This window comes from Streptomyces sp. NPDC088732 (genome assembly GCF_044751205.1).
GTDB lineage: Bacteria > Actinomycetota > Actinomycetes > Streptomycetales > Streptomycetaceae > Actinacidiphila.
In genome coordinates this window covers 116,602-127,091 of sequence record NZ_JBIVLI010000026.1, presented here as the reverse complement: position 1 = coordinate 127,091, position 10,490 = coordinate 116,602, and the positions used below count along the sequence as shown (strand labels likewise).

The window sequence follows — 10,490 nt, the reverse complement described above, 5'->3', positions numbered from 1 at the left end:
GCGATGCACCGCACCTGGGGGTACCCCCAGCGGTAGCTGGGGGAGCCGCGGGACCCGCCCTCCGGGCGGCCGGCGCTACTTTCGAAACACGCCCTGGGCGACCGCGGGTGTCCGTCCGTCAGCGGGCGGCGGGGGCGGGCATCCCGCCCAGCCGGCAGATCTCCTCCAGCGGGAAGGGGGTCTGCCTGCTCCTCCGCTGGAACGTGCGGTTGAAGTCGGACACCACCGCGGCGATCGGCGCGTGTCGGGCGATGACCGCCGCGGCCTCCTTCGGCAGGCCCGTGGGGCGCTTGCCCTCCGCGTAGGCGCGCACCAGCTCGTACCGGCCGTCCCGGTCCTCCCTGCGGATCCCCTGCAGAGCGGTGACCAGCCAGTTCACGAAGTAGGTGACGGTGTAGCAGCGGTCGTAGGCCCGGTTCCGGTCGAAGAAGTCGGCCTCGGCCCCGGACAGTTCGAAGCCGGAGGAGATCGCGAGGCCGAAGTCCCCGAAGTAGAGGCGCCGGCCGTCGGTCAGGATGTTCTCGAAGTGCGCGTCGAAGTGCAGGAGCCCGCGGCCGTTCATGAACGAGACGCCGGCTGCCAGTTCCCTCTCCACCATCGCGCAGGCCCGGTCGAGGGCGTCGTCGCCCGCCGCCACCCGGGCGCCCAGCCACTGGTGCAGGTTCTGCGGGATGTACTCCAGGAACAGGGCGATGGATGCCGAGGACTGCCTGAGCGCCTCGATCCGGCGCCGCACCTGCGGACTGCCGTCCCAGTAGGCCACCGCCCGGTCCACGTCGGCCAGTTCCCCGGGCAGCGGTGCCGAGTCGGGCAGCACCCTCCAGTGGTACATCAGGGGAAAGCCCTCGTACTCCGCCGAGAGCACCCAGTTCGTGGTCATGGTCTGCACGGCGAGCTCTCGCCAGGCCCCGAAGCCCGGTGCGCCGATCGTGCCGACGCCGTACTGGCAGAAGGCGGGCACCTCGAACAGATTCGCCGTGGAGCGCACGTGCTCCGGAAGCCTCTCCAGGTCGGTGAGGGGCACCCGCTTCACGAAGACCGGGGTGCCCGCGACCTCCAGCCGGGCCGACGTACCGCCGATGCCGGATCCGAGCGGCACGGCCGCGTCGACAAGATCGCGCAGGGCGCGATCGCTGCACAGGGCCAGGGCTGTGGAGACGGCGCTGTACGCGGTCATGCGCGCACCGCGCGACATGTCAGGGTGCTTCGTCGCGGCGTCCATCACAGTGCGGCCCCCCTCGGCCTCGACCCGCCCCGGCCGGCGGGCGCGGTGCGACCGTAGCAGCACGGAATGTGGCCGCACGGCTGGGCCGGCGGGCATCGGAGACCGGGAAGAAAGTCCTTGGCCGCTCCCCGGGGGGCCGGGGTACAGTGCGGAGGTCCTGTTGTCTCCGATAGAGGTGGACGTTGCTCGTCTGAGGTCCGCGATCATCGCGCGGTACGGCCCTGGGCCGTACGCCCGTCACGCTGTCGGCATTCCGCCGCCCGTGACCCGCGCCCCCTCCGCGACCTCGGCGTCAGAGCCGTCCCTCACCTTCCCGGGACCGGGCTCCCCCTTCTCGCCCTCGGCCGCGCGGTGCTCGCACGCCACGCCCTCATCCCACGCGACCGCGAATGCGAGAACCCCCCCATGTCCCTTTCCGGAATCCCCGGCCCCTCGGGGCCCGCCGTGACCTGTTCCGCGCTGTCCTTTCAGTGGCCGGACGGCACGCCCGTCCTCGACGGGATCTCGCTGACCGCGGGCCCCGGCCGGACGGGCCTGGTCGGCGCCAACGGCACGGGCAAGTCCACGCTGCTGCGGCTGCTCGCCGGGCGGCTGCGCCCCACCCGGGGATCGGTGACGGTCGACGGCCGCCTCGGGTACCTGCCGCAGAACCTGACCCTGGAGACCGGCCTGCGGGTCGACCAGGCGCTCGGCATCGCCGGGCGGCGGGCCGCGCTGCGCGCGATCGAGGCCGGCGACGTCGCGGAGCACCACTTCGAGACCGTCGGCGACGACTGGGACGTCGAGGAGCGCGCCATGGCCACCCTGGGCTCGCTCGGCCTGGGCGGCGTGGGACTCGACCGCACCGTCGGCGAGTTGTCCGGCGGCGAGACGGTCCTGCTGCGGCTGGCCGCGCTGCTGCTGGACCGTCCCGATGTCCTGCTGCTCGACGAACCCACCAACAACCTCGACCTGTTCGCCCGCCGCCGGCTGCACGAGGCCGTCGGCTCATGGCGCTCGGGTGTGCTGGTCGTGGTCAGCCACGACCGCGAACTCCTCGACCGTGTCGACCGCGTCGCGGAGCTGCGTTCCGGCGCGGTGAGCTGGTACGGCGGCGGCTGGTCGGCGTACGAGGAGGCCGTGGCCGGGCAGCAGGAGGCGGCAGGACGGATGCTCCGGGCCGCCGAGGCCGATGTCAGGCGCCAGAAGCGCGAGTTGGAGGAGACGCAGATCAAGGTCGCCCGCAGGCAGCGGCACACCAGGAAGATGGACGAGCAGCGGCGGGCCCCGCGCATCGTCGCCGGTGCGCGCAAGCGGTCCGCCCAGGAGTCGGGCGCCGCCCTGCGCGGACTGCACGAGGAACGGCTGCGCGCGGCACGCGAACGCCGCGAGGAGGCGGCGGACGCCGTCCGGGACGACGCGGAGATCCGCGTCAGCCTGCCGGGCACCGCCGTGCCCGCGGGCCGCACGGTGCTGGAAGTACGGGGGCTGCGCCCCGCGCACGGCAGGCTGCGTTCGGGCGACCTCCAAGTGCACGGTCCCGAGCGCGTCGCGCTCGTGGGCCGCAACGGGGCCGGCAAGACCACGCTGCTGCGCACGCTCGCCGGGCAGCTGGCACCGCTGTCGGGCGAGGCCAGGACGTTCGTGCCGCTGCGCTTCCTGCCGCAGCGGCTGGACGTGCTGGACGACGGTCTGAGCGTGGCGGCGAACGTGGCCGCCGCGGCACCCGGCGCCGGGGACAACGAGATCCGGGCCCGGCTCGCGCACTTCCTGTTCAGGGGTGCCCGCGCCGACCTGCCCGCGGGCACGCTCTCCGGGGGCGAGCGCTTCCGGGCCGCGCTGGCCGCGGCGATGTTCGCGGCACCGGCTCCGCAGCTGCTGATGCTGGACGAGCCCACCAACAATCTGGACGCGTCCGGCGTGCGGCAGTTGACCGGCGCACTGGCCTCCTTCGAGGGGGCGCTGGTGGTGGCCGGGCACGACCTCGCGTTCCTGGAGGCGATCGGGACGACCCGCTGGGTGTTCGTCGGGGAGGACCTGCGGGAGACCAGCGCCGAGGAGGTGCGCGCGCTGCTGGAGGCTTCGACCGCGGGCTGAGCACGGGTCCGCCGCCACCTGCGGGTCTGGACAGAGTGTCCAGACCGGACGTATGGTCCAGCGCATGGAGACGCGAACGGACCCGGACCATCCCCACGTCACGGCGTGGTCGCCGGTGTGCCAGGCGGTGGCGCTGCTGCTCGCCCCGCACGCGGAGGTCGTCCTGCACGACGCCGCCACCGACCGGGTGATCGGCATCTGGAACCCGATGTCGGTCCGCGCCCCCGGCGACCCCTCGCTCCTCGGCGAGCTCGACGGGCTGGACCCCGCCGGACGCGACGTGTACGGCCCGTACGAGAAACTGCTGCCCGACGGGAGGCGGCTGACCTCGGTCAGCGCCGTCCTCCGCGACGCGGCGGGAGCGCCCTCCGCGGTGCTCTGCGTCAACTTCGACCGGACCCCCCTCGACGGCGTCGCGGCGCTGCTCGCGGGCTTCGCCGCGCCCACCGCGCCCCGCCCCGAGGCACTGTTCGCCGAGGACTGGACCGAACGCGTCAACCAGGTCGTCGGGGCGTACGTCCGCGAGCGCGGCCGGTCCGTGGAGCGCCTCGGGCGCGAGGACCGGCTCGCCCTGCTCGGCGAGCTCGACCGCGCCGGGGTGTTCGCCGTGCGGCGCGCGGTGCCGTTCGTCGCCGGGGCCCTCAAGACCTCGCGCTCCACGGTCTATTCGCTGCTCGCCGAACTCAAGGCACGACCAAGGGACGCCTCGTGACCCGACTGCCCGACTTCCGGCTGGAGACGTACTTCTCCCGCTGGGAGTTCACCGCCCGCCACCACCTCACCGCCTCCGACGCCCAGACCATGACCGTCGCCGAGCTGCTGGAACTGGCCGATCCCGCCGACCGGGAGGCCTGGGACACCCTGTCGCTCGGCTACACCGAGACCTACGGCGACCCGCTGCTGCGCGAGGCCGTCGCGTCCACGTACGACCGCGCCGGCGCCGACGACGTACTGTGCTTCGGCGGCGCCGAGGAGGCCCTCTACCTCGCCATGCAGGTGCTGCTGGGTCCCGACGACCACGCGGTGGTGGTGACGCCCAACTACCAGGCGGCCGAGACGGTGCCGCTCTCCCTGTGCGCCGTCACCGGCGTGGCACTGGACCCGGGGAACGACTGGGCCCTGGACCTGGACGCGGTGGCTGCCGCCCTGCGCCCCAACACCCGTGTCGTGTCCGTCAACTTCCCCCACAACCCCACCGGGAAGGTGATCGACGCCGCGGACCTCGCCCGGCTCGCGGCGCTCTGCGACGAGCGCGGCATCCGCCTGTTCAGCGACGAGGTCTACCGCGGCCTGGAACGCGATCCGGCCCGTACGCTCCCGCAGGCCGCCGATCTGTCCGAGCGCGCGCTGTCCCTCAACGTCACCTCCAAGTCGCTGGGCCTGCCCGGGCTGCGGATCGGCTGGATCACCTGCCGCGACCGCGAACTGCTGTCCCGGCTGGAGCGGGCCAAGCACTACACGACGATCTGCAACTCCGCGCCCAGCGAGATCCTCGCGAGGATCGCGCTCAAGGCACGTCCGGCCGTGCTGGCGCGCAACCGGGCGATCATCGACGCCAACCTCCCGCTCTTCGACGTCTTCTTCGCCGGCTTCCCCGACCTGTTCGCGTGGCGGGCCCCCGACGGCGGCTGCGTCGCCTACCCCCGCTACCTCGGGCCGGAGGGCGTCGAGGAGTTCTGCACCCGGCTGGTCGAGGAGGCCGGGGTCCTGCTGCTCCCGGCGTCCGTGTTCCGTTCCGAGCTCACCCCCGGCCCCACCGACCGCTTCCGGATCGGCGTCGGCCGCAGCGACCCGGCGCCCGCCCTGGACGCCTTCGGCCGCTGGCTCCGGGAGCGCCGGTGACCACGGCGATCCCGGTGCTCGGCCCGGAGGCGACAGCCGCCGCGGCCGGCCCGGCGACCGTCCTGGCCGCCGTGCGGGACGCCCTGGTCGCGCACGCCGAACACCGCACCACCGTCCCGCCCCCCATCCACCTGGACTTCGCCGCCGAGCGCGGCGACTGCCACGTCAAGGCCGGCTGGATCAGCGGCGCGGACGAGTTCACCGTCAAGGTGGCCACCGGCTTCTACGGCAACCCGGAACGCGGCCTGCCCGTCAACAACGGACTGGTCTGCGTGCTCAGCGCCCGCACCGGTGAGGTACGGGCACTCCTCGACGACCGCGGAGTGCTCACCGCCCGGCGCACCGCGGCCGCCGGAGCGCTGATCACCCACGCCATGGCGCGCCCGGACGCCGGCAGTGTCGGGGTCTTCGGCACCGGGGAGCAGGCGCTGCTGCAGGTCACCTGGCTCGCCCGGCTGCGCCCGGTCGCCGCCGTCCTGGTCCACGGCCGCGACCCCGGCCGGGCGCGCGGCCTGTGCGACCGGCTGCGGGAGCACGGGCTGCCCGCCGTGCCCGCCACGGCGGCGGAGGCGGCCGGCGCGGACATCGTGCTGACCGCCACCCCGTCCGCGGTGCCCGTCCTCGACGCCGCCGCCGTCAACGACGGCGCCCATGTGACGGGCATCGGCACCGACATGCCGCACAAGAACGAACTGCCCCCGGCGCTCTTCGCCCGCGCCGCGATCGTCGCCACCGACGACCACGAACAGTGCCTCCACCACGGCGACTTCGGCCACGCGGTGCGAGCCGGCCAGGTCGCGCCCGATGCCGACACACCTGCCGGACTGCTGCTGCGGGACGGTGCCGCCCGCGGTGCGCGGGACGTGACGGTCGCCGACCTGACCGGTGTCGGCGCCCTGGACGCGGCGGTCGCCTCGGCGGTGGTGCGGGCGGCGGGCCTGGGCTGAACCGGGACCGGCGCGGCACGGCCGGTGGTGTCGTGCCGCGCCCGGGCGGCGGCGCCCAGGGAGGATGCGGGCATGGACGCCGTACTGCACGCGCTGTCGATCGCCGGATCGATGACCTGGGACATCACCTGGGCGCTGATCCTCGGCTTCGCCCTGTCCGCGGTCGTCCAGGCCGTGGCGCGCAAGGAGGGTGTCGGCGCCCTGCTCGGCGACGACCGGCCGCGGACGCTGGCGATCGCCGCCGGACTCGGCGCGGCCTCCTCCTCGTGCTCCTACGCCGCCGTCGCCCTGGCGCGGTCGCTGTTCCGCAAAGGAGCGGGGTTCACGGCGGCGATGACCCTCGAGATCGCGTCGACCAACCTCGTGATCGAACTGGGCGTCATCCTCGCCCTGCTGATGGGGTGGCAGTTCACGGCGGCCGAGTTCGTCGGCGGGCCCGTCATGATCGTGGTGCTGGCCGTGCTCTTCCGCCGGCTGCTCCGCCCCGGCCTGCTGCGGCAGGCCCGCGAGCAGGCCGAGCGGGGTGTCGCCGGGTCGATGGAGGGGCACGCGGCGATGGACATGACCGTACGGCGCGAGGGGTCGTTCCGGCGCCGGCTGTTCTCGGCCGAGGGCTTCACCGCCACCTCGCACGTGTTCGTGATGGAGTGGGCCGCGATCCTCCGGGACCTCGTGGTGGGCCTGCTCATCGCGGGCGCCGTCGCCGCCTGGGTGCCCGACTCCTTCTGGCAGGCCTTCTTCTTCGAGGACCACCCGCTCGCCGCCAAGATCTGGGGACCGCTCGTCGGCCCCCTCGTGGCCATGGCCTCGTTCGTCTGCTCCGTCGGCAACGTGCCGCTCGCGGTGGTCCTGTGGACCGGGGGCATCAGCTTCGGCGGCGTGGTCTCCTTCATCTTCGCCGACCTGCTGATCCTGCCGATCCTGAACATCTACCGGAAGTACTACGGCACCCGGATGGCGCTGTTCCTCCTCGGTACGTTCTACGTCGCCATGGTCGTCGCCGGGTACGTGGTCGAGATCGTCTTCGGTGCCCTCGGTCTGATCCCCGACCCCTCGCGGGCCCGTGTCCCCACGGGCGGCGTCCGCTGGGACTACACGACCTGGCTGAACATCGCCTTCCTCGCTCTTGCCGCCGTCCTGCTGGCACGTTTCCTGGCCACCGGGGGCCGCGGCATGCTGCGCATGATGGGCGGTGCGCCGCCCGGGGCCCACGAGCAGGGTTGCGGTCGCACGCACGGGTGACGCGGCGGTCGGCGGGCGTTCAGCCCGGCAGCGCGTCGAGGACGCGGGCCGCCGGGGCGCCGGGTGCGTGGTCGAGGTCGGCTTCGGGGCTCTCGGTCTGATCCCCGATCCTTTGCGGGCGCACGTCCCCACGGGCGGTCCGCTGGGCCTGCACGACCTGGCTGAACATCGCCGGCCTTGCCCTTGCCGCCGTCCTGCCGGCCTGTTTCCCGGCCACCGGCGGCCGCGGCATGCTGCGCATGATGGGCGGTGCGCCGCCCGGGGCCCACGAGCAGGGTTGCGGTCGCACGCACGGGTGACGCGGCGGTTGCGGCGTTCAGCGCGGCAGCCCGTCGAGGACGCGGGCCTCCAGGCCGCCATGGCCGCAGCCGTGCGAGCCGATGCTCGCGGCCGTCCCTGGACGACCGCGACCGCCTGTTCCGCCTGGCCGAGCGCAAAACCCCCGGCCGTGACCTGCGCGGCGACCATGTCGGCCCGTGGATGATGCGCATCCCCATGTCCCCACGAGCGGCGCTCGCTGGGACTGCACGACGTGGCCGAACATCGCCTGCCTCGCCGCCGTCCTGGTGGCTCGCGCTCAGCCCAGCAGCGCGTTGAGGACGCCGGCCTCCAGGCCGAAGTACGCGGCCGCGACCGCCGGCATGAGCGGGACCGGCAGCCACGGGCGCGGTCCGGTCTCCCGCGCGCGGTACCAGGTGAGCGCGGCCGTCAGCACGGCCCCGAGGCCGAGGAAGGCGGCCGCCTCGCCCCAGTAGTCCAACTCCAGCCCCAGGTACAGTCCTTCGCCCGCCACCACCGCGCCGATCAGTGCGACCCCCAGGTGCCGGCGGATCCCCGTCTCCCTCCGCACCGCCCAGCCCGCCGCGCCCACCAGCGGCCCCCCGACGGTCCCCGCGGCCGCCCACACCAACGCCGTCGGGATGCCCCCGCTGCCGAACGTCCCGTTCAGGGACGACGTCGCGTAGTACCCCGCGCACGTCATGATCATCATCAGCGCCCCGCACGCCGCCGCTGTCCGGACGCGGGGGACGAGGGCTCCGGCCAGTGCCGTCCACACGATCCAGGACGACGAGGAGTTCGTCGCCCGCTCGAACACCGGGGACACCCCGTGGAGCAGGTACGTCGCGGCACCGAGCACCAGCCCGAACAGGGCGCTCGCCGCCGGCGCGGCGACGGCGGGGCGGGAGCGAAGGGCGGGGATCGCTGTCACGGCCGCGACTATACATGCCAGTTATACATGCGGTGTATACCCAAGCGGGCGGGCGGCGACCGGTCGGCGGCCCGAAGGGGGGACCGCCGCTCCCTGGACAGGTGATGCCTTCATCGGCACGGCGGCGGCGCCGAGTCTGGTGGTGAGCGGTTCCGGGGCCCGTCCGGCCCCGGCCGCGAACCGATGGGGCAGGAGTACCGAAGATGAGCACGAACACGGTCGCGGTGATCACCGGGGGCAACCGGGGACTGGGCCGGGCCACCGCCCTCGCGCTGGGCGAGGCGGGAACGGACGTCGTCCTGACGTACCGGAGCAACGAGAAGCAGGCCGCGGAGGTGGTGGACGTGCTGACCACGATGGGGCGCCGGGCCGCCGCGCTGCGGCTGGACACCACCGCGTTCGAGGAGTTCCCCGGATTCGCGCGGACGCTGGGCGACACCCTGCGTGCCACGTGGGGGCGCGACTCGTTCGACTTCCTGGTCAACAACGCGGGCACGGGGGCGCTGACCCCGCTCGGCGCCACCGGCGCCGAGGTCTTCGACCGTCTGGTCGACGTGCACTTCAAGGGGGTGTTCTTCCTGACCCAGGAGCTGCTGCCGCTGCTCGCGGACGGTGGCCGGATCGTGAACACCTCGACCGGGCTGACCCGCTTCGTGGGCGAGGGCTGGTCGGTCTACGCGGCGGCCAAGTCGGCGGTCGAGACCTACAGCCGGTACCTGGCGCAGGAGCTCGGCCCGCGGGGCATCAGTGTGAACACGATCGCGCCGGGGCCGATCGCCACCGACTTCGCGGGCGGGGTGGTCCGTGACAACGAGGAGCTGCGCACGGTGATGGCCTCCCACGCGGCGCTGGGCCGCATCGGGGAGCCGCAGGACGTCGGGGCGGCGGTCGCCGCGCTGCTGGCACCCGGGACCGGCTGGATCACCGGCCAGCGCGTCGAGGCCTCCGGCGGCACGCGCCTGTAGACCGGGACGCGGGGGCGGGGGACGGGGACCGGCCCCTGTCCCCGTCACCCGTGCCCGGCCCGGGCGTACCCTTCGGACGGAGCGGCCCCGGCCACCCCGGCCGCCACCGCAGCGAACTGGAAGCATCCCGACATGGACCGACCACAACTGGCGGACTTCCTGCACACCCGCAGGGAAGCCCTCCAACCCGAGGACGTGGGCCTGCCGCGCGGCCCCAGGCGGCGCACCCGGGGCCTGCGCCGCGAGGAGGCGGCCGCGGTGTGCGGCATGTCCACGGACTACTTCGCCCGGCTGGAGCAGGGGCGCGGCCCGCAGCCGTCCGAGCCGATGCTCGCGGCCATCGCCCGGGGCCTGCGGCTGTCCACGGACGAGCGGGACCACCTCTTCCGGCTGGCCGGGCACAACACCCCCAGCCGTGCCCTGCGCGGCGACCAGGTCAGCCCGGGGATGATGCGTATCCTGGACCGGCTCGCCGACACCCCGGCCCAGGTGGTCACCGCCCTGGGGGAGACGCTGCTGCAGACCCCGCTGTCGGTGGCGCTGCTCGGGGACGAGACACGCTTCACCGGACCGGCCCGCAGCCTGGTCTACCGCTGGTTCACCGACCCCGCCGGCAGGCTGGCCCACCACGAGGACGACCGCCCCGGGCTGAGCCGCCGCTTCGTCGCGGACCTGCGCGCGGTCTACTCCCGGCTCGGCACGGAATCCCGGGCCGGCGCCCTCGTCGAGGCACTGATCGCGAACAGCCCGGAATTCCGCGACCTGTGGCAGGCGCACGAGATCGGCGTGCGCTGCGGCGAGGTCAAACGCATCGTCCACCCGGAACTGGGGCTGCTGGAACTGGAGTGCCAGGTGCTGTACGACGCCGACCAGGCCCAGTCGCTGCTGTTCTACACCGCGGCGCCCGGGTCGGAGAGCCACGAGAAGCTGCAACTGCTCGCCGCCCTCGGCGAACGCGTGCCCGGCACCTGACGCGCGGCCGG

Annotated in this window: 10 protein-coding genes; 7 read left to right on the top strand and 3 right to left on the bottom strand. The window is 73.9% G+C overall.

Annotated features, from left to right (window positions below):
• Positions 1-118 precede the first annotated feature (118 nt).
• The gene (locus tag ACIP9H_RS34745; protein WP_401963065.1) at positions 119-1,195 is read right to left on the bottom strand and encodes a protein kinase family protein; all 1,077 of its coding nucleotides are present in this window, start codon (positions 1,193-1,195) and stop codon (positions 119-121) included.
• A 435-nt stretch (positions 1,196-1,630) separates the two neighbouring features.
• Here ACIP9H_RS34745 and ACIP9H_RS34740 point away from each other — a divergent pair, with 435 nt between their 5' ends.
• From ACIP9H_RS34740 to ACIP9H_RS34720, 5 genes are all read left to right on the top strand, one after another.
• Positions 1,631-3,301: an ATP-binding cassette domain-containing protein gene (locus ACIP9H_RS34740; RefSeq protein ID WP_401585885.1), complete on the top strand. Its 1,671-nt coding sequence runs from the start codon at positions 1,631-1,633 to the stop codon at positions 3,299-3,301.
• Positions 3,302-3,365: 64 nt separating this feature from the next.
• A complete protein-coding gene (locus ACIP9H_RS34735) occupies positions 3,366-4,013 on the top strand; it encodes a transcriptional regulator (RefSeq protein ID WP_401585882.1) in 648 nt (215 codons plus the stop codon).
• Complete coding sequence (locus ACIP9H_RS34730) at positions 4,010-5,143, top strand: aminotransferase class I/II-fold pyridoxal phosphate-dependent enzyme (RefSeq protein WP_401585880.1); 1,134 nt, start codon at positions 4,010-4,012, stop codon at positions 5,141-5,143. The genes ACIP9H_RS34735 and ACIP9H_RS34730 overlap by 4 nt, the downstream gene beginning before the upstream one ends.
• Positions 5,140-6,090 (top strand): ornithine cyclodeaminase family protein, encoded by a 951-nt coding sequence (locus ACIP9H_RS34725; protein WP_401585877.1) that lies wholly within the window; start codon positions 5,140-5,142, stop codon positions 6,088-6,090. Before ACIP9H_RS34730 ends, ACIP9H_RS34725 begins: the two co-directional genes overlap by 4 nt.
• A 72-nt stretch (positions 6,091-6,162) precedes the next feature.
• The gene (locus ACIP9H_RS34720; protein ID WP_401585875.1) at positions 6,163-7,332 is read left to right on the top strand and encodes a permease; all 1,170 of its coding nucleotides are present in this window, start codon (positions 6,163-6,165) and stop codon (positions 7,330-7,332) included.
• 19 nt (positions 7,333-7,351) lie between these two features.
• On the opposite strand, the gene ACIP9H_RS34715 is transcribed toward ACIP9H_RS34720, so the two are convergent.
• Positions 7,352-7,564 carry a hypothetical protein gene (locus ACIP9H_RS34715; protein WP_401585873.1) on the bottom strand — a complete coding sequence of 71 codons (213 nt, stop codon included), beginning with the start codon at positions 7,562-7,564 and terminating at the stop codon, positions 7,352-7,354.
• 345 nt (positions 7,565-7,909) lie between these two features.
• Positions 7,910-8,542: a DUF6518 family protein gene (locus tag ACIP9H_RS34710; RefSeq protein WP_401963056.1), complete on the bottom strand. Its 633-nt coding sequence runs from the start codon at positions 8,540-8,542 to the stop codon at positions 7,910-7,912.
• A gap of 203 nt (positions 8,543-8,745) precedes the next feature.
• On the opposite strand from ACIP9H_RS34710, the gene ACIP9H_RS34705 reads away from it, so the two are divergent.
• Both ACIP9H_RS34705 and ACIP9H_RS34700 read left to right on the top strand, forming a co-directional pair.
• Positions 8,746-9,507: an SDR family NAD(P)-dependent oxidoreductase gene (locus tag ACIP9H_RS34705; RefSeq protein WP_401585868.1), complete on the top strand. Its 762-nt coding sequence runs from the start codon at positions 8,746-8,748 to the stop codon at positions 9,505-9,507.
• Between the two features lie 132 nt (positions 9,508-9,639).
• The gene (locus ACIP9H_RS34700) at positions 9,640-10,479 is read left to right on the top strand and encodes a helix-turn-helix transcriptional regulator (protein WP_401585866.1); all 840 of its coding nucleotides are present in this window, start codon (positions 9,640-9,642) and stop codon (positions 10,477-10,479) included.
• Positions 10,480-10,490: the final 11 nt, after the last annotated feature.